Source organism: Methanocorpusculum labreanum Z, assembly GCF_000015765.1.
Lineage (GTDB): Archaea > Halobacteriota > Methanomicrobia > Methanomicrobiales > Methanocorpusculaceae > Methanocorpusculum > Methanocorpusculum labreanum.
Window position 1 is genome coordinate 471,085 of the sequence record NC_008942.1, and the last position, 17,631, is coordinate 488,715.

The 17,631-nt window shown below is 54.2% G+C and carries 15 protein-coding genes; 8 read left to right on the forward strand and 7 right to left on the reverse strand.

All coding sequences use genetic code 11. From position 1 onward, the window contains the following. The first annotated feature begins 32 nt into the window (after positions 1 to 32). From MLAB_RS02630 to comE, 6 genes are read left to right on the forward strand one after another with little or no spacing between them, the layout of a single operon-like run. Positions 33 to 824, forward strand: a complete 792-nt coding sequence (locus MLAB_RS02630) for an ATP-binding cassette domain-containing protein (RefSeq protein WP_011832874.1) — start codon at positions 33 to 35, stop codon at positions 822 to 824. Next, positions 821 to 1,531, forward strand: a complete 711-nt coding sequence (locus MLAB_RS02635; RefSeq protein WP_011832875.1) for a GTP-binding protein — start codon at positions 821 to 823, stop codon at positions 1,529 to 1,531. Before MLAB_RS02630 ends, MLAB_RS02635 begins: the two co-directional genes overlap by 4 nt. Then, a complete protein-coding gene (locus tag MLAB_RS02640) occupies positions 1,531 to 2,157 on the forward strand; it encodes a (Fe-S)-binding protein (RefSeq protein ID WP_011832876.1) in 627 nt (208 codons plus the stop codon). Before MLAB_RS02635 ends, MLAB_RS02640 begins: the two co-directional genes overlap by 1 nt. Continuing rightward, on the forward strand, positions 2,154 to 3,380 hold the full coding sequence (locus tag MLAB_RS02645; protein WP_011832877.1) for a methanogenesis marker 16 metalloprotein: 1,227 nt from the start codon (positions 2,154 to 2,156) through the stop codon (positions 3,378 to 3,380). The genes MLAB_RS02640 and MLAB_RS02645 overlap by 4 nt, the downstream gene beginning before the upstream one ends. Beyond that, complete coding sequence (locus tag MLAB_RS02650; RefSeq protein WP_011832878.1) at positions 3,381 to 4,619, forward strand: cysteate synthase; 1,239 nt, start codon at positions 3,381 to 3,383, stop codon at positions 4,617 to 4,619. It abuts the gene before it with no gap. Continuing rightward, positions 4,616 to 5,731, forward strand: a complete 1,116-nt coding sequence (gene comE / locus MLAB_RS02655) for a sulfopyruvate decarboxylase subunit beta (protein ID WP_011832879.1) — start codon at positions 4,616 to 4,618, stop codon at positions 5,729 to 5,731. Before MLAB_RS02650 ends, comE begins: the two co-directional genes overlap by 4 nt. Before the next feature lie 4 nt (positions 5,732 to 5,735). On the opposite strand, the gene MLAB_RS02660 is transcribed toward comE, so the two are convergent. From MLAB_RS02660 to MLAB_RS02675, 4 genes are all read right to left on the reverse strand, one after another. Next, entirely contained in the window at positions 5,736 to 6,362 is a 627-nt protein-coding gene (locus tag MLAB_RS02660; protein WP_011832880.1) for a GyrI-like domain-containing protein, read from the reverse strand. Positions 6,363 to 6,367: 5 nt separating this feature from the next. Further along, the gene (locus MLAB_RS02665) at positions 6,368 to 7,051 is read right to left on the reverse strand and encodes a DUF4276 family protein (protein ID WP_011832881.1); all 684 of its coding nucleotides are present in this window, start codon (positions 7,049 to 7,051) and stop codon (positions 6,368 to 6,370) included. Between the two features lie 2 nt (positions 7,052 to 7,053). Continuing rightward, positions 7,054 to 8,154, reverse strand: a complete 1,101-nt coding sequence (locus MLAB_RS02670; protein ID WP_048062193.1) for an AAA family ATPase — start codon at positions 8,152 to 8,154, stop codon at positions 7,054 to 7,056. A 178-nt stretch (positions 8,155 to 8,332) separates the two neighbouring features. After that, positions 8,333 to 8,881: an HdeD family acid-resistance protein gene (locus tag MLAB_RS02675; protein ID WP_011832883.1), complete on the reverse strand. Its 549-nt coding sequence runs from the start codon at positions 8,879 to 8,881 to the stop codon at positions 8,333 to 8,335. A gap of 110 nt (positions 8,882 to 8,991) precedes the next feature. On the opposite strand from MLAB_RS02675, the gene MLAB_RS02680 reads away from it, so the two are divergent. Then, positions 8,992 to 10,911: a Yip1 family protein gene (locus MLAB_RS02680; RefSeq protein ID WP_187146131.1), complete on the forward strand. Its 1,920-nt coding sequence runs from the start codon at positions 8,992 to 8,994 to the stop codon at positions 10,909 to 10,911. A gap of 11 nt (positions 10,912 to 10,922) precedes the next feature. Continuing rightward, positions 10,923 to 12,278 (forward strand): PKD domain-containing protein, encoded by a 1,356-nt coding sequence (locus MLAB_RS09365; protein WP_011832885.1) that lies wholly within the window; start codon positions 10,923 to 10,925, stop codon positions 12,276 to 12,278. Between the two features lie 61 nt (positions 12,279 to 12,339). Here the strand turns inward: MLAB_RS09365 and MLAB_RS02690 are convergent, their stop codons facing one another. Genes MLAB_RS02690 through MLAB_RS09370 form a run of 3 tightly spaced genes read right to left on the reverse strand, consistent with a single transcriptional unit; the run spans position 12,340 to position 16,504 of the window. Next, positions 12,340 to 15,051: a DEAD/DEAH box helicase gene (locus tag MLAB_RS02690; protein ID WP_011832886.1), complete on the reverse strand. Its 2,712-nt coding sequence runs from the start codon at positions 15,049 to 15,051 to the stop codon at positions 12,340 to 12,342. Next, a complete protein-coding gene (locus MLAB_RS02695; RefSeq protein ID WP_011832887.1) occupies positions 15,048 to 15,803 on the reverse strand; it encodes a metallophosphoesterase in 756 nt (251 codons plus the stop codon). The genes MLAB_RS02690 and MLAB_RS02695 overlap by 4 nt, the downstream gene beginning before the upstream one ends. Positions 15,804 to 15,805: 2 nt before the next feature. Further along, positions 15,806 to 16,504 (reverse strand): hypothetical protein, encoded by a 699-nt coding sequence (locus tag MLAB_RS09370; RefSeq protein ID WP_011832888.1) that lies wholly within the window; start codon positions 16,502 to 16,504, stop codon positions 15,806 to 15,808. Between the last annotated feature and the right edge of the window lie 1,127 nt (positions 16,505 to 17,631).

The window sequence follows — 17,631 nt, forward strand, 5'->3', positions numbered from 1 at the left end:
TATTATTACGCGTGAAGTTGATAGTATCAGGTATGTCTTCTTCACGCACAAAGATAGAGTCCCTCACCATTCTTCCCGGAACCACCCGGGATGGAACAAAGGAGGGATTTGATGAGATCGTTATCCGCCCGGGCGACACGTTCTCCATCGTCGGTCCGACCGGGTCGGGAAAAACCGCGTTCATCAACGATATCGAAGTGTTCGCCCAAGGAGACACGGTTACGAACCGCCGGATTTTGATCAACGGCAGGGAACCGGACGAGGCTCTGGTCCGTGATCCATCCAGAAAACCCATCGCCATGATCACGCAGAATACCAAATGCCTTGCTGACCTGGTCGTTTCCGAGTTTCTGGAGATGCATATCCGTTCACGGAAACTGGACGGAGATGGTATTGTCGAGAAGACCATCCGCATTGCAAACGAGTTTACCGGGGAAAAAATTCGGCCGCATATGCGGATGAGCGCTCTTTCCGGCGGGCAGACCAGGTCTCTTTTTATTGCCGACGCAATCATAATCTCCGACACGCCGATCATTCTGCTGGATGAAGTGGAGAATGCCGGCATCTTCAAGGACCGGGTCATCGAAGTTCTGCGTGAAGAAAAGAAGGCCATTATCTTCGTGACCCACGACCCTTACGTCGCTCTCCTTACCGGGACACGGATCGTGATGGAAAACGGCGCCGTAACGAAGATCCTGACCCCAGGAAGAGAAGAGGAGGAGACGCTTGCGGAGATCGCACGAATGGATGCTAAGATCACGAATCTTCGAGAACGCATCCGTGCCGGCGAACTCCTGTGCGGGCTCGAAGGAGTCGAGGCATGAACGTAAAGCTGATCGCCATCGCCGGACCGCCGAGCGCAGGAAAAACCGCGGTTGTCAAACAGATCATCCGCAGTCTTCCCGACCCGAAAAAAGCCGCATACCTAAAGATTGATGTGGTGCAGGCATGGGAAGACGAGGAGCTCGCCGCCGAGTTCGGCATTCCAACGAAAAAAGTGTATTCCGGGGATATGTGCCCGGATCATATGGGGATCATGGTTATCCGGGACGCGATGGAATGGGCAGAGCAGATCGGCGCCGAGTATCTTCTTTACGAAAGCGCGGGTCTTTGTCTGCGCTGTACGCCCTATACCAAAAATTCGCTTGGCCTCTGCGTTATCTCGGCCGTATCGGGGACACATGCTCCGCTTAAAATGGCCCCGATGATCGCCCTCGCGGACGTGGCCGTCGTAACAAAGATCGATCTTGTTTCCCAGGCGGAAAAAGAGGTCTTCCGCGAGCGGATAAAAGAGGTCGCGCCGGATATCGACATCATCGAAACCAACGCCGTCCAGGGAACCGGTATGCGGTATCTCAACAAAGTGATCGCGGATATGCCGCCCGCTCCGTTAGAGAAGGATATGCTTCGGGGGGTCCCGCCGCTTGGCGTCTGCACGATCTGCATCGGGAAAAAAGAGATCGGGTGGCAGGAACATTTCGGCGTGATCCGGCAAATCGACGCTCCCGACAGTATCTACCGGGGTGACTGATGGTCTGGACGCCCCCGGGAAAAGACTGCGGAGCCTGCGGAGCGGAAAGCTGCGATGCATTCATGATCCTGGCAGAATCCGGCATGAAAAACCTTACCGCCTGCCCGTATTATCATAAGGATGTGCCGGCATGCAGCTGCAGAGAGCTTCCCGCATCATACTCCGGCACGGATGTCTGCAATGCTCCGTACGACTTCGTGCTTTCCGCTCTGCCGAACGAGCCTTCCGCACGGAAAATCCTTCTGCCGTTTCGGCCTGATCTGGTCGAACGCGAGGAAATCAAAAAAGGTGATATCGTTCTTGGCAGACCGGCGGGTGCGGGATGCCCTGTTCAGCATGTCATCCGCGTCCTCGAAGCTGATCATATCACCGGGCTGATCACCGGACATGTAGTTGGTCCGGCATTTTCCCGGGACAACACTGATATCGTTGATCTGAAAATGTATCATATGATCGGATTCGAGGGAGTGGCCAGGGTCGTCGCCCGGCCGCCGCAGTTTGGGATCCGGCATCCGTTCCTGCCGGGATTTTGTATGATGGACCGGACGCACACCGGCATCGTCAATATGATCCTCGAGAAGTCCTACGGTCTCCACGTTAGAGTGGAGGGGATCGTGATATTATGAAAACTCTTGCAGAAATCAACCGGAAAATTGCCGACAAAACCGCAGTCGTCATAACGGCCAAAAGCCTCAAGGAACGTATCCGAAAAGGGGAGATAATCACCCCGGATGATGTTGACGTGGTGACCTGCGGAACATTCGGGGTGATGTCTGGAACATCCGCGTTTCTCGCATTCCAAGCCGGGACGCCTGGAACCTTCCGGCATGTCGTCTCCATGACGCTGAACGGAGTTCCGGCGTTCATCGGCCCCTGCCCGAATGAAAGCAACGGACATGTAGACTGTATTATATACGGAACGTCCCGTGCGGAGCAGAATCCCTCATACGGCGGCGGACACCTTTTTTCGGATCTTGCCGCAGGAAAGCCGGTCACTGCCGAGATCATCACCGACACGGGAACGATCCGCCGTCTGGTCAGTGTGGATGATATGTCCGCAGCCAGGCTGATCGTCACCCGCGGAGGATTCAAAAACTACATGGGGTTTGTGAACCGGAGTGAAGAAGAGATCTCCACGATTTTTTCCACGTTCCCGATGAAGCCAAAGATGCAGAGCGCGTCCGTTTCCGGATGCGGGGAGATCAATCCGCTCGAAAATGACCCGAAGTTACGCTATCACGTCCCCGGGGCATCGGCACTCGTGAACGGCAGTCCCGCTCTGATTCTCGGGTGCGGGACGAGATCGTCGCCGGAGAAACCGAACCTTTCGTTGTCTGCGGACATGCAGGGTATGCATCCCGACATGATGGGCGGTTTTGTGACCGCGCTCGGCGCCGAATGCCTGACTTCAATTGGGACCGCGATCCCTGTACTGGATGACGAAACGATGGACGCTCTCCGCATTCTCGACGAGGATATCCCCCTCCCGGTCGCCGACATCCAAAACAGGACACCCTTTGCCGCCGCGACCTACGCGGATGTCTGGCAGAACACCGACGGAAGAGTCCGCGTCGATGCTTCGCGCTGCGTAAACGAATGCACGGAATGCGCAAAAGATCTCTGCCCGGTCGCGGCTATAAGACCCGACCTCTCGATCGGCAAAGCATGCATGGGATGTCTGACCTGCATAACCGTCTGCAGACATCAGGTGTTTTCCGCAAACGCGGGAACACTGCATATTCCCGATGCGGATATTCGAATCGGTCTTCGCCAGTCCGACCGCGTTCGGGGAAACCGGGCCGCTGCCCTGGTCCGCGACCGGATCTCTTCCGGCGCATGGAGGTTTTAGATGGGCGATTACGTTTTGCGCTGTCTTACCGGTGGGGAAGTTCTCGAAGATCATTATACGCTTGCCTGCCCGCATCATCCGGGTTTTGTCCGGGCAGAGTATACAGCCAAACAATTGACCGTCCGGGAGAATCTGCCGGGCGTATTCCGGTTCAGTGACTGGCTCCCGGTCCGCGGCTCGGTCCCGACACGATCAAGACCCGTGACCTTTCAAAACCGGGAACTCTGCCGCGAGCTCGGACAGCCGAATCTCTGGATTACGTTTACCGGCTATTATCCGGAGCGCGGCTGTTATGTCCCGACTGGTTCGTTCAAGGAACTGGAAGCTTTGCCGACGATCGTCCGACTGAATGAGGCGGGAGGCGGAACGCTGGTTGTAGCGTCCGCCGGAAACACGGGCCGGGCGTTTGCCCAGATGTCCGCGGAGTTTGGGACACCTGTCGTATTAGTCGTACCGGAAAGTTCGGCCGACAAGCTTTGGACCGCAGGATACTTCGATCACAGCAGCATTCGGCTCGTCACGGTCCGCGGAGATTACACCGATGCGATCAAAACGGCCGATAAAATCTGCGAAGCCCCCGGATTTTTCCCGGAAGGCGGCGGCAAAAACATCGCCCGCCGGGACGGGATGGGCTGTGTGATGCTCGATGGTGCCGTCACGATAGGAAAACTGCCCGAGTATTACTTCCAGGCGGTCGGGTCGGGCACCGGAGGGATCGCCGCATGGGAGGCTGCGATCCGTCTGATCGGGGATGGGCGATTCGGCAGTAAATTTCCGGAACTTCACCTCTCGCAGAACCTTCCATTCGTTCCGATGGTCCGTGCATGGAACGCCGGCAGGGATCATATCATAGATGAGGATATGCCGGATGCGCAGGCTTCGATTTCTGCAGTATCCGCCCATGTCCTGACCAACCGTACACCCCCTTACGGGATTTGCGGCGGGGTGTATGATGCGATGAAATCCTGCGGGGGTCAAATGTATACCGTGGAAAACAAAGATGCGGCGAGTGCGGCGTCCCTCTTCGCCGAAGCGGAAAACGGAATCGACATCGATCCTGCCGCCGCCGTTGCCTTTGCGTCCCTCATCTCTGCAGCCGAAGAAGGCTCCATCAGGACAAACGCGGACATTTTGCTGAACATCACCGGCGGGGGATACCAGCGGGTGAAAAAGGACTGCGAAACCGCAAAAATAGGCGTTTACGAAACAGTCGATACCGGAGAGGTGCCGGTATTATGAACGAAGAAACGGTTCTTCGGATCATGCATGAAGAGGGGATCGACATGGTCGCTTCCCTGCCGTGCGATAAAAACAAGCGGTTTACTGCGCTTTTAGAGACGGAGTTTTCGGTCATCGACCTTGCCCGCGAAGAGGATGGGGTCGGGATCGGGGCTGGAGTGGTTCTCGCCGGAAAACGTCCGCTCGTCTCGATCCAGAGCTCGGGCCTTGGGAATATGCTCAACGCTCTTCTGTCGCTTTCCTGCGTGTATCACTTCCCTCTGCCGATCCTGGCAAGCTGGCGAGGCGTCTGCGATGAGAAGATCTGTGCCCAGATCCCGTTCAATGCCCCGCTGCCGAAACTTCTGGATGTGTACAACATCCCTTACCGGATCTGCAGATCCGCGGAGGATCTGGAAGGGATCCGAGAGGTCATAAAGGGGGCGTTTACACAGCAGACGCCCTATGTCGCTCTGATCCTTCCCTCCTGCTGGGACCCGCAGCAGGAATCGCCCATTACGTATCCGAAACGTTCGCTTCCGGACCGGACGTTTTTCCTTCCCGGATACTCTGAGCCAAAACTCACAAGACTCAAGGCGATCGAAAAAATCGTTTCAGCGGTTCCAGAAAACGCGGTCATCATCTCCAACATCGGGGTCCCGTCCAAGGAACTGTATGCCTCAGGAGACCGGCCAGGAAACTTCTACATGCTCGGCAGCTACATGCAGGCGTCCGCGATCGGGCTCGGTTGTGCGTTTTCTTCACCGAAAACGCCCGTCTATGTGATAGATGGGGACGGAAGTCTGCTTGGATCCGCAGTTCTTCCGGTGATCGCGGCACAGAAATGCGAAAATCTGCATATTATGGCGCTGGACAACGGCACATTCGGCAGCACAGGAAACCAGATCAGTCCGGCGTATGAAACCGCCGATATCGGCATGCTCGCACGTGCAGCCGGAATCGGCTCGGTCGAACGCGCCGTATCTCCGGAAGATATCTCACGTGCCGTGGCCAAAGGAACTTCATTCGTTCATCTGCTGATACGCCCGGAAAACTCGGCGTCCCCCAATATCCCTCTCTCCCCCGAAGAGATCCGCAGTAGAACGGAACTGTTCATCCGGAAAAACGGATAAACACTCACGCTTTTTTTACCGGCACCCGAAGGATGGTCTTCATCTTCGCTGGTTCGGTTTTTCGCGGATCCGAAAGATAAATCTCATGATGCCGGCGGCCGGCGAAGTCATGGACAAAACCGTTTTCGCGGATGAAGGCATCCATCTTGTCAAGCGTCGCCGGTTCATCGTCGAAGGGCCCTATATGCATGCACTGGACACAAAGACCTTCGGAAAAGATCTCGAGCCGCGCCTTTGCCGTATCCAGATGCTTCTTTTCTTCGACCATGGGGCATGTTTCTGCAAACACCTCAGCCGTCACGAACTCCGGCTGGCGGATCATGGATGTCCAGAGGAACGTATCTTTGTTTTTGAAGTCGGCAGAGTCGTCCAGACTCCACAACCCTTCAAGCGGAGGCACGACATACTCAAAGTAGCCGTTCGGCCTCGTCTCCCCTTTTTTGTTCATTTTGATCGTGTATGAAAGACCGTAGAGCAGCTCGACCGCACAGGGATACTCACCGTTTGGATCGTTCGGATTTCCTTTCCCGTCGACCATAATGAAGGTCATGGGCGGAACATCCACCGCGGACGGGCTCGTCTTCGGCTTATACAGATCAGGAAATGCTTTTTTATAATCTATTTTCTCCATTTTTCTTACTTCTCACGTTCGGTTTGTTTTGCCGTTTCAGGGAGCGTTTTGATCCAGGAAACCCATTTTCCAAAATGCGGGCACTCGGCACACATCTTATCAAGACCAATCTCCCGTGCGACCGTGAGGCCGTCGGTCGGTTTTTGATATCCGGGATTGACCCGCAGGATCCTTTTGGAAGGTGCGGTCATTTCCCCGCCGTCGATCTCTTCGGGAAGAAAATCCCTGCGGACCGCGGCGAGTTTTTTTACCTGTTTTTTACTCATCCCGCAGACGGAAAAAGCCGAGGGATCGGAAAACAGCAGGGTCTCGAACTCATGCAGCTGGATGTTCGCATGAAAATTTTCCCGATCGATATCCTCAAAAAACGCCGCTTCCATCTCGGTTACCCGTTCTAGAGGAGACGCCAGATCATAAGATACCGTGTATCCCGGGATCGCCGGAAATTTATAGAAATCGTACATCGTCGTAACATACGAACCAGGCCGTCTGCAGAGGTTCAGGACATCCTTTCTGATCTTTTCATACGACGAGCAGCCACCGCGGCGCACGACCCCGGATTTGCTTTTCGATGTCATCACGATGATAGGAATAATCGTGATTCCCAGATGCGCCAGTTCCTTTGCCATCAGGCGTTTGATAAAAACCTCTTCGGTATACCCTTCGCAGGAGATGAACAGGGTGACCATGCCTACTGCGGTCTCCCGCCAAAGATGTTCTTTTCCCAGAGTTCCCCAAGCGAATAATCCTGTGCGATCCAGTTCTGGAGATCTTCATCGTCCTCGAGTCTGCGGAATGTGGAGGCGTCATTTTGCCAGTCGACAACGATGATATCCTTTGGCTCAAACTCGCTGAGGAGCAGAGCCGACTGTGTCGAGACGATGATCTGTTTGACAAGCCCGGCTGATCTTATCAGGGCTGCAAGCAGCGAGAGGGCATACGGGTGCAGACCTAACTCAGGCTCCTCGAGCAGCACGGTTTCCGGGATGTTCTCGACCGGCTGAAGAAGCAGGGTTGCAAGGCAGATGAACCGCAGAGTCCCGTCGGAGAAGTCGGCGGCTTTGAACGGCGTTTTCCCATGGGTCGAACACCATTCGAGCTCGATCATTTCGGGATTGTCTGGTTTTGGCCGCAGGATGAAGTCATCAAAGAAGGGAGCCGCAAGCTGGATCACTTTTCTGATCCTCTGATAATTGTTTGGAGCAGTCAGTTTTATCAGATAGAGATATGCGGCAAGATTTCCTGCATCCGGTCTGAGACAAATGTTATCATTGATCGCATGGATCTGTTTGACTTTTGCATTGTCTCCGGTGTCGTGGAAGTGGTAGACGATCCACTGATGCACGTGTTTCAACACGTATTTATCGATGAATGTCCCGGTTCCGGCATCATACAGAGACTCCAGATGTCCTGAGCCAAGCGATCTATTCTCTTTGAGGAGGTTCCAGGAGAACCATTCATCCTCGAACATCAGCCGATTGTCTTTGGTTGGTTTGAGATCGAACCCGTATCCGTTATTTCCGAAGTATATGCCGACACTTATCTTCTCGGTTTCCTGTCTCCCAAACCAGAGGAGGGAGTCAGGACCGCCGTTATAGGTAACGTACTTCTGCAGACGTTTGGCAAACATCTGTTCCATCATGCAGAATACCGCGAGAAAATTCGATTTTCCCGCACCGTTCGCTCCAATCAGAATATTTATGTCGCGAAGCTTGAGATCGCAGGACCGAATCGAACGAAATCCGCGGATCGTTATTCGGTCGATCTGGGAACCGGGTTGTTTCTGCCTCATATGTTTAGCTTTTGCGCACATGAGTGATAAGGATATCTTCCACAGACATGAACGCGGATCGGAAATGACCGGTGAAATATAACAGTGCTCGAAAAGCACTGCACACTCGCAAATCAAAGATTTGCTCGGCTGAGGGACCTAAAGGTCCCCGCAAAAAAAAGCTGAGGTTTCTCAGCGTTTATGCGGTCGCGGATTTTGCCATGAATGCTTCGATGATCGCAACGATACCGAAAGCAAAGAAGAAGATACCCGCGATCTCGACGATCGTGAATGCCGAGATGATCGGATTGATCAGGAACAGGATACCGAGAATGATGCCGAGGATACCGGAAACGGCGAGAAGACCGCGGTTGACCTGAGCTGAGGTCCCCATCAGGGCAAGGGCAAGGTCGGTGACTCCGCCGATCAATGCGGCTGCTGCGAGAACATACATCGCGTACACAAGCATGATAGCTGGGAAGATCAGAGCCAGGATGCCGAAGAGAATCACAAGGATACCGAGAAGAACGACCCACCAGGTGCGTTTTACTTCACCGAAAAACGTTGTTCCTGCGGTCAGAAGAGTGATACCCACGAAGATCAGCAGGACCGCAAGCAGGATCTCGCTGGCAAACAGGGATGCCAGAGTGAAAACCATCATCAGGATACCGAGAATGATCATCAATATGCCTTTTGCCAAAAGCGACCCGAAGGTACTTCCGCACATAGGACAGGAATTTTCAGTCATATAATGAAAATACACCCGCAAACGTATTAAATCATCGTATAACGGGTTGACATGTATAAATAGTTCAAATACAAAATAGTTAACTTACTTAGCCTATGCCTCCCGTTGAGATGCACGCAAATGAAGTCCAGCATTACGCATCGCCGATTCTCGTAAAAAACCGGCAGTTTTTTGCCACTCTTACAAGTGAGCGGCTGATCATCGAAGGAGGGCCTTCGCCAAGGGAGTTTAAGGTAAGCAGTATCCTCTCGGCACATCCCTGTAAACTGGAAACCGGAGAACCAGGTCTCAAGCTTATCATCTCGACACCCGAAGGGCAAAAGGAGATGATCTGGGGATTTCCGGTAGATGCTAAATTCAAGGCCGGAGAGCAGGAAGCATGGGCGGATCAGATCGCCCGGGCCGGCGGCGAAAAACCGTTTGCCGAGGGAAAAAGCGAGGGCGCCGGGCCGCAGAATGCCCCCGTCCCCCGTCGCCAAACTCAGGAGAGGAAGCCCGCCGTTCCCGAACCGGAGATCCCGGCAATCAGGATCCGGCCGGATTTTGTTTCCGGCGAATCGGTTGCGATCGAAACGGCGGGGGTCCGGGTAAAGCGGACATTTTATACCATATATCTGACGAATATCAGGCTGATCCTGCAGAATACGGCCGGCAAGATCGGGCGTGAATTTGCAATTGCGGAGCTGATGGATGCGGCATCGTTCGAGACCGAGGCGGGAGAACCGGCGATCGCACTTTCCGTCGGATCGCAGACCGGCGCGAAACAGATGGTGATGTCGTTTCCAACAGAGTCGGCAAGGGTCGCCTGGATGCAGGAGCTGAAAGCGAAGCTGCCGGTCAGACAGACGCTGATTTCGGCCGCTCCCGAACCGATGGTGGTGACCTGTACCGGGTTATTTTCACCGGATGCGGGAGAGCGGGTTGCTCTGTCGACAGGAGGCGTTCGGATCAAGCGCAATTACGTTACGCTGCATCTGACGAACACGCGGCTGGTGATCGAGGGGAAATCCTCGATCCTCGGCGAGTTCGCGCTGAACACGCTTGCCAGGGCGATCCGTCTCGCAGGAGAGGTGGGCGAACCGGGTATTGCTCTGCAGATCGTCGGAAGAGAGGGAGAGAAGGAGCTGCATCTGCTGTTTTCCGGCATGCCGGACCGCGAACTGTGGATCCAGAAGCTTTCCGAGATTATCCCCGAAGAGGATCAGTCGGTGTATGCGCCGGAGTCGGCGCAGTATACTGTGACGACGGTAAGTCCGCCGTCCCAGAGAAATTCTCAGGATATGTATTGTCCGGCGTGCGGAGCGCGAAACCATGTGGATGATGAGGTGTGCGCTTTGTGCGGATCTCTTCTGCATCCGGGTTTGATGTCCGCGGAGTCGTCACGGAGTCCTGCACGCCGAGAGAAGCGGACGAAGGCTGAGAGATCAGCGGGACGGGAAAAACCCGCAAAACGGGACCGGCGGGAGAAGCCGGAAAAAATGCCGTATAACGGCGGCGTGATCGGGTTTCTGACCAGACCGTCGGATGCGTATTCCTATTATATGCGCGAAAGACCGCGGGATGCTCTCGGGATGTTTTTGTTGTCTGGAGCGTTGTGGGCGGTTCTTACGGTTTTGATGATCACGTATGTGGCTCCGATCGTTTTGCGGATATCCGTTACGGACTATCCGATCTTTTCCGCTCTGCAGACCGATCTGATGTTGCTGGTCCTTTTCATTCTGGTCCTGTATGTAATCTGGCTGATCGCGGTGCTGATTCAGGCATTGGTTACCGGAATCACGGCACGGGTCTGTGAACCGGAAGTACGGTTTTCCGAGATTACAGCGATCGTTATGCGAAGTACGCTTTCCTATGCGGTGATCGGCTGGATCCCGATTCTGGGTCAGTTTGCGGCAAGTATCTGGTCTGCTGCGGTAACGTGGAAAGGTCTTGCAGCAGGTCAGAATATGCGGGCCGGTCAGGCAGCTGTCTCGGCATTTCTTGGTATGATCCTTGTGTATGTGCTGATGTTTGCGGTCGGATCGATTTAATGGAGGTAAAAATGATACTGAAACGATTGATATTGGTACTTCTCGTGGCATTTTTGATAATTGGATGCGTGGGGGCGGTGAATGCTGACACGCCAACACCAACGGAAACGGCCACGACAACCCTAACACCAACGGAAACGGCCACGACAACCCCAACACCAACGGAAACGGCCACGACAACCCTAACACCAACGGAAACGGCCACGACAACCCCAACACCAACGGAAACGGCCACGACAACCCCAACACCAACGGAAACGGCCACGACAACCCCAACACCAACGGAAACGGCCACGACAACCCCAACACCAACGGAAACGGCCACAACAACCCCAACACCAACGGAAACGGCCACAACAACCCCAACACTAATCGACATCACCACCCTCTACATCACTGGATTGACACCCCCGGTATTTGGCGCAGCACCAGACACTACCTTCTTCGTTTCAGGGGGGGGGACGCCGGTAAGTGTATCCTGGAATGCCGGGACTTCAACCTTCGGTGAAAACACGCAGTACACCGCGACCGTCACCATAAAGAATGCCACAGGATACGTATTTTCAACCGAACCTACTGTCTTCCTTAACAATGCTTTTATTTCTCCAGCATACGTTACGCTGGATACCGCAACGCAGCGGCTTACCTTTACCTACACCTTCCCGAAAACCGAATCAAAGATTCTCCCAACCATCACGCTCTCCGCAAATGTCACTACAGGTACCGTGCCGTTGCCGGTCAAATTCACTTATACGGTAGCCAATGCCACATCGACCTCGTGGGTCTACGGTGATGGATCTTCTCTCTCTCTTCCCTCATACAGCGGAACACTCAATCACACCTACACGACCGTCGGAAACTATACGGCAAATCTTACAGCCACCAATGCCAACGGGACGGTGTACAAAACGGTCGTGATCACGGTAAATAAAGTAGGACTCGATGCATCTTTCACGGCATCATCCAGTTCCGGAACTGCGCCTCTGACCGTTTTGTTCGTTGATACGTCTGCTGGTTCTCCTACCCAATGGATATGGGACTTCGGCGGGCTTGGCTCATCGGCGACGAAGAATCCTTCCTACACCTTTACCACGGCAGGAACCTATATCGTTAAGCTGACGGTCATCGACAGCACGGGAGCAACGGATTCGTATTCTCGGGCTATTTATGTGAATGCTCCGGCAAGTACATCCACCCCCACCCCAACTCAGACGACCGCTCTGACTACCACGGGTACCACATTGACGTTAGGTGAACTCAGCATTCCTGGCCCTATCGATATCATCAAAGAGTTCATGCACCTCTTCTACAGTATATTCGACCCGGCCAATTATCTGATGACCGCAAACGCGAGTAATACGACCTAAGCGACAAACCTGAAAAGTCCCCTCTCCTTTTTTACATTTGTTAGACAGATTTACCTCGCTTTTATCCCCAGTACCGGTGCGTCTGCACGAACGTGCGTTCCGCTTTTAAGATCTCCCGATAGAAGTTATCGCCGGTCGCAAACGTATTCAGGATCCTGGCCGCCGCTTCCGGGCCAACCCCGCGTCCCGCCAAAGCCACAACTGCCTTTTTTCCGCTGGATAGAACCATATTTGCATTCCGCATCATCCGCGTCTCCGCCTCCCGCTCCTCGGTTGAAAGGGTCTTTTTTTTCAGGGCGGCAAACATCGGCTCTTCATAAGGTTTCAGTGCCGCGATAAGCCGTGCTCCGCAGACCGGACACTGAGGCTGATCGGGAACTCGTGCGACCTTCGTTTTCGACTTCCATTTCCGGCAGTGCATACAGGCAAGGATAACATCCTGCTCGTCGATTCGGTGCTTCACGCTCTCTAAAATCGCCTGATCCTCCCCCGGGGGCACAACCACATCGCGGCCGGTAAAGAGTCCTTCCGCCCCGATGATCGACAAACGGCTCGTCTTCGTCTCCATCCCGTGGTTCTTCAGCATCGTGACGACATTTTTTGCAGACGCTACATCCATACTCGAGAAGAACAATTCCCGGAATGCTTCTTTCTCGATCACCGTCCCGTCAAAGAGATCGAGAAGACGGTTCATACTGATCTTTTCATAATCCGCGTCGGCGTCGATCGCCCCGAACTTCTTCGCGATCTGCACAAGTTTCCATTTGTAGAGCGCCGTCTTCTTAAGGGCAAGCATCAGAATCCCCTCGACATGGTCAGGTTCGAGCGAGAGAAGGACCTCCTCCACGTCCGGGGCTCTGAGAAACTTCGGGAGCCGGAGAAGGATCCGGTAGGCATTCGTCTCGATCCCGACCGAGGTCCCGTACCGGGCGGAGAGCAGGATCGAAAGAACGCGGCCGATCGTCTCGTTCACCTTGTGCCCTCCGCAGAGATTCACCACGACACCCTCGTCAGAATCTTCCAGAACGATCAGCCGGTCCGTCGCCGTAATCGACCGGTTCTTTTTCATCTCGGAGAGGACCTTCTCGGCAAAGCGGACGGACCGCTCATCCGCCCGATAATCGGCAAAGTTCTGCAAACGGCGCAGCCTCCCGACTTCCATTGCCACGGTGAAAGGCACCGGGATCTGCTCACCTTCCCAGGACGGCAGTTCTCCCTTCGCATTCTTTGCCGGCTCCACCATGATCCGGTCCTCGTCGATATCGAGGACCCGCCAGACCTGCCCTCTCGCAACGAATACGGCGCCCGACGAGATCCAGCTGATCACAAAAGACTCATCCAGGGTCCCGACCGGTTTTCTCGAGACCACGTCGAAGATCATGCTCTTCTTCTCATCCGCGATCATCGAAAGATTCAGCGAAAGATACTTTCTTGCCCGGGCTTTCGTGATCACCATCCCGCCTTCGGTCCGAATCAGGTAGTGTTTTTCCATGCCGGCGATCACTTCGCGGATCAGGGGGCCGGCATTTTCAAAGCAGAACGTTCGCGAAAAGATCTGCTCGATCTTTTCGATCGCGATCTCGCCGCGTTCCACCGCAAGTGCCGCGATCTGATTGGCGATCACGTCCGCGGCATTGATGTGCGGGCGGATGTTTTCCGGCTGATTGCTCATCGCCTTGTTGACGATCACCATCGACTCGAGGATATCGTCGAACCCGGTCGCGAGGATCATGCCTTTCGAAGTGGCATGGATCTGGTGGCCGGCTCTCCCCGTTCTCTGCATGAGGCGGGCGACTTCACGCGGCGAGTTGAACTGGATGACGTGATCGATCTGCCCGATGTCGATGCCGAGCTCCATCGAGGAGGTACAGATCATGCCCCGCGTCATTCCCGCACGGAACTTGTCTTCGGCATCGATCCTGACCTCGCGGGACAAAGATCCGTGGTGAACGTCCGTATCCCCGCGGGGGAGAAGGGCATGGCCAATCGCCTCGGCCACGCTCCGGGTGTTCGTAAAAACGAGGGTCGAGGTGTGGGCGTCGATGCATTTGCCGATCATCTTCGTCTGGTCTCCGAAGGACTCACCGGCAAACTTCACGGACAGATCAAGGGTTTTTGCGACCGGGACCTGCACGATCGTGCAGGGACGTTTCCCGCAGAGGAATCTGCCGACGAGTTCGGGGTTTCCAACCGTGGCCGAGATTCCGATCCGCTGAAACTCGCCGGCAAGTTCAGCGACCCTCTCAAGCGCAACGGAGAGCTGGGCGCCGCGTTTTCCGTCGGCCAACTCGTGGATTTCATCGACGATCACGTAGCGAACGGCCGCAAGATGTTTTCGAAGCACCTTTCCCATCATCATCGCCTGCAGGCTCTCAGGCGTCGTGATCAAAAGATCCGGCGGGTGAGTCGCCTGTTTTCGCCGGTCGGTCTGACTCGTGTCCCCGTGTCGGACCGAGATCTTCAGCCCGAGCTCAGCCCCCCACCACTCGAGCCTGTTCATCATGTCCCGGTTGAGGGACCGAAGCGGCGTGATGTAGAGGGCCGAAAATCCTTCGGGCAGCGGGTCGGTGAGCATATGATGGAAGACGGGTAGCAGTGCACTCTCGGTTTTTCCCGTTCCGGTCGGTGCGATCAAAATCGCGTTGATCCCGGAGATGAGTTTTGGGACAGCACGCATCTGGATTTCTGAAAACTCGTCGAAGCCTCGCTTTTCCAGAACCGCCCGAAGCTTTGGGTGAAGCGAGTCTTTGAGTTCCTGAATCGCGGATGTCATACTCCCTCCAGAGGATCGGGGCGGAGTTCTGTGAACGGAGCAACGTAAGTCCCGTCTTTTAAGAACACCTCACCCGTTTCGGTCAAAATCGCTTTTGCGATCGGAGAGATTTTGTTGCCCGGGATCAGCCGGACATCCATCCCCCCTGCCAGTTCATAAAACGCCGGGACCAGTAGAACCCGGGTCGGGTCGGCCGGTACCGGGCCCCATACGGAGGGGTCGATCTCGGCAAGAAGATACCCCGGCGTTCCGCGAAGAGCACATCCGACGGTGTCGTAGATGTTCACGACCGGATGATGATGGCCGCACAAAATCAAATGACCGAGGAGAGCTGGATCCGGGATCGTGTGGCCGTGAAAATAGCCGGTTCCGTCGATCAAAGCCCCGTTCATCGGAAGAAGCTCGCCCTTTTCGAGATAATGTTCAAGCCCGGTGTCGTGATTCCCTGGAGCGAGCCGGAATTCGGTTTCTCTCCGGATCTTTCTGAGGACCTCGGGCATCTCGGTTCGTTCCTGGTAGGTGACGTACGGGATCATGTGCTTGAGGTCGCCAAGCACGATCAAATAGTCGGGATCGGCCTGTTCGATGACGGCAAGCAGTCTTGCGAGACGTGAGTCGGTGGCACTCTGGAAATGCAGACCATGCCGGTGGAGGTCGGCCTCGACGCCGAAGTGGGGATCGGCTATTATCAGGGAACGCTCCTGCCTTTCGATGAGGACGGCGGGTCCTTCTGCATAAAATTCCGGCTGCATGGTCAGGCGATTTTGATGAATTCGGTCGTCGGGGTGTAGCATTCCCCTTCTTCCATAAGGATTCCAAGACGCATCTTCGCCGAAGATTCGTCAAGACCGAGGCTTTTCAGGCAGGAGATGACGTCAAGTATTCTCGCTCCTTTTTTCTCGGAGAGGGAAGAGATGATCTCAAGTATTTTTTCGTTCGCGATCTCCTCTTTCGGACCTGCGGGTCTGACTGAGGAGAGTGCCGCACTGATCCGTCCGGCAAGTTCTTTCCTGATATCCGAGACCGGGGACTTTTCCAGCCGCGAGATCGCCGACTCGGCGGTGCTCAGGATCCAGGCGTCCCGTGCCTCGCGTGTCGAGGGCGTGATGGTCTCCGGGACGATCTCGAGAAACGTTCTGCCGGCATATTTGCGGAACCTGACCATGCCGAATACGGCGACGAACGAGGGAGCATCGATCTCGTCGGCGGTTTTGAGAAGTGCGGTGTTCTGCCAGTTCATGGAGCAGGAGAACACGCCGGTCGGATCACTGATGCGAAGCGAAGAGATTTTTCCATCCCTCTGAATCTTTTCGGTGAGGGTACCTATCAGAAATATTTTGGGGGAGAAGATGCCGAACGGCGTTTTAAATCCGGTCTCCGTATCCACTGCGTGCATAAGTTCGCCGGCGAATATACGGGATGCCGGGAGAAGTCCGGTATTTTGGGTATCCATTCCTTAACTCATTTGGTTTGAGGGAGCATTAAACCGACCGAGGGGGATGTTTTTTTTGGCGGGCTGCCCCTTAGGGGCGGCCTCAGCTGAGCAAGTTTTCGAAGGAAACTTGCGAGTCAAATCTTTGATTTGCGCCTGAGGGTTTCGATTTGGTGTACGGGATTATTCGGGTGGTACAATTCATCACACGAAATGCACGAAAAAAATACGAAAACACGAAAAAGAGAATGATCAGTTATTTGGTGAATGCAAATCGTCCCCTCCCCAGCCCCCCGCACGAAATTTGCGAAAACGCAAATCAAAGATTTGCTCAGCCGAGGTCTGCCGCTTTCAGCGTCCGACCCGCAAATCAACGAAATGCACGAAAAGGGGGACAGGGGCGGAGGAGAGGAGATATTCTGTTTTCAAAAGAAGATAGCGAATATCTCTTATCTGATTTCGGGGTGCGGGGAAGTGATTGCGGGGTGAGCCAATAGGCTCGCCCTAAGCTCTGAGCAAGTTCGAACGAAGTGAGAACTTGCGAGTCGGCGCGGAGCGTCCCGCGGTGGATATGTCCCAGATTTTGAAGAGGTTCTTGAAAAGTTGGAGCACTTACCTTTCTCACTTATTCAATTCACCCACCTACACCTCAAAATCTCCACAACTTCCACGCGAAAACCACCATTTCGATTCCAAAATGACCCTTCACCCATCAAAATCGACCCTCTCCACACGCACAAAAACCACATCCCAAACACAAAAGAAGACCATTCCTGCCGTATTTCCCCCCAAACACACTCATCCTATATTAAATAATAACCTGGACGTCCAGCAAAAACGATAACCCCGGAGAGACTACGTCCGTCCGTAAGTAAATACGGACGGAAAAAAATCCTCATCAATCACTTTTTTTTTAGACGTCTAGTTGTATTATTATTATTTTATGTACAGTACAGACGAGAGAGAGAGAGAGAGAGAGAGAGAGATCGAACCAAAAACAAAAACAAAAATATGTGATATTTAAGCTTTTCCGACCGTAAGGACGTAGTCGAAAGGGAGTCATCGTTTTTCCTGGACGTCCACGTGCATAATTTATATACTATGAACACACCTGACTGAAAATACGCCGAATACTTCCGATTTCAATT

What these genes read in the sequence shown, in the direction of transcription:
- MLAB_RS02630 (WP_011832874.1), top strand. Translation starts at nt 33, where the DNA reads ATGTCTTCTTCACGCACAAAGATAGAGTCCCTCACCATTCTTCCCGGA.
- MLAB_RS02635 (WP_011832875.1), top strand. Translation starts at nt 821, where the DNA reads ATGAACGTAAAGCTGATCGCCATCGCCGGACCGCCGAGCGCAGGAAAA.
- MLAB_RS02640 (WP_011832876.1), top strand. Translation starts at nt 1,531, where the DNA reads ATGGTCTGGACGCCCCCGGGAAAAGACTGCGGAGCCTGCGGAGCGGAA.
- MLAB_RS02645 (WP_011832877.1), top strand. Translation starts at nt 2,154, where the DNA reads ATGAAAACTCTTGCAGAAATCAACCGGAAAATTGCCGACAAAACCGCA.
- MLAB_RS02650 (WP_011832878.1), top strand. Translation starts at nt 3,381, where the DNA reads ATGGGCGATTACGTTTTGCGCTGTCTTACCGGTGGGGAAGTTCTCGAA.
- comE (WP_011832879.1), top strand. Translation starts at nt 4,616, where the DNA reads ATGAACGAAGAAACGGTTCTTCGGATCATGCATGAAGAGGGGATCGAC.
- MLAB_RS02660 (WP_011832880.1), bottom strand. Translation starts at nt 6,362, where the DNA reads ATGGAGAAAATAGATTATAAAAAAGCATTTCCTGATCTGTATAAGCCG.
- MLAB_RS02665 (WP_011832881.1), bottom strand. Translation starts at nt 7,051, where the DNA reads ATGGTCACCCTGTTCATCTCCTGCGAAGGGTATACCGAAGAGGTTTTT.
- MLAB_RS02670 (WP_048062193.1), bottom strand. Translation starts at nt 8,154, where the DNA reads ATGAGGCAGAAACAACCCGGTTCCCAGATCGACCGAATAACGATCCGC.
- MLAB_RS02675 (WP_011832883.1), bottom strand. Translation starts at nt 8,881, where the DNA reads ATGACTGAAAATTCCTGTCCTATGTGCGGAAGTACCTTCGGGTCGCTT.
- MLAB_RS02680 (WP_187146131.1), top strand. Translation starts at nt 8,992, where the DNA reads ATGCACGCAAATGAAGTCCAGCATTACGCATCGCCGATTCTCGTAAAA.
- MLAB_RS09365 (WP_011832885.1), top strand. Translation starts at nt 10,923, where the DNA reads ATGATACTGAAACGATTGATATTGGTACTTCTCGTGGCATTTTTGATA.
- MLAB_RS02690 (WP_011832886.1), bottom strand. Translation starts at nt 15,051, where the DNA reads ATGACATCCGCGATTCAGGAACTCAAAGACTCGCTTCACCCAAAGCTT.
- MLAB_RS02695 (WP_011832887.1), bottom strand. Translation starts at nt 15,803, where the DNA reads ATGCAGCCGGAATTTTATGCAGAAGGACCCGCCGTCCTCATCGAAAGG.
- MLAB_RS09370 (WP_011832888.1), bottom strand. Translation starts at nt 16,504, where the DNA reads ATGGATACCCAAAATACCGGACTTCTCCCGGCATCCCGTATATTCGCC.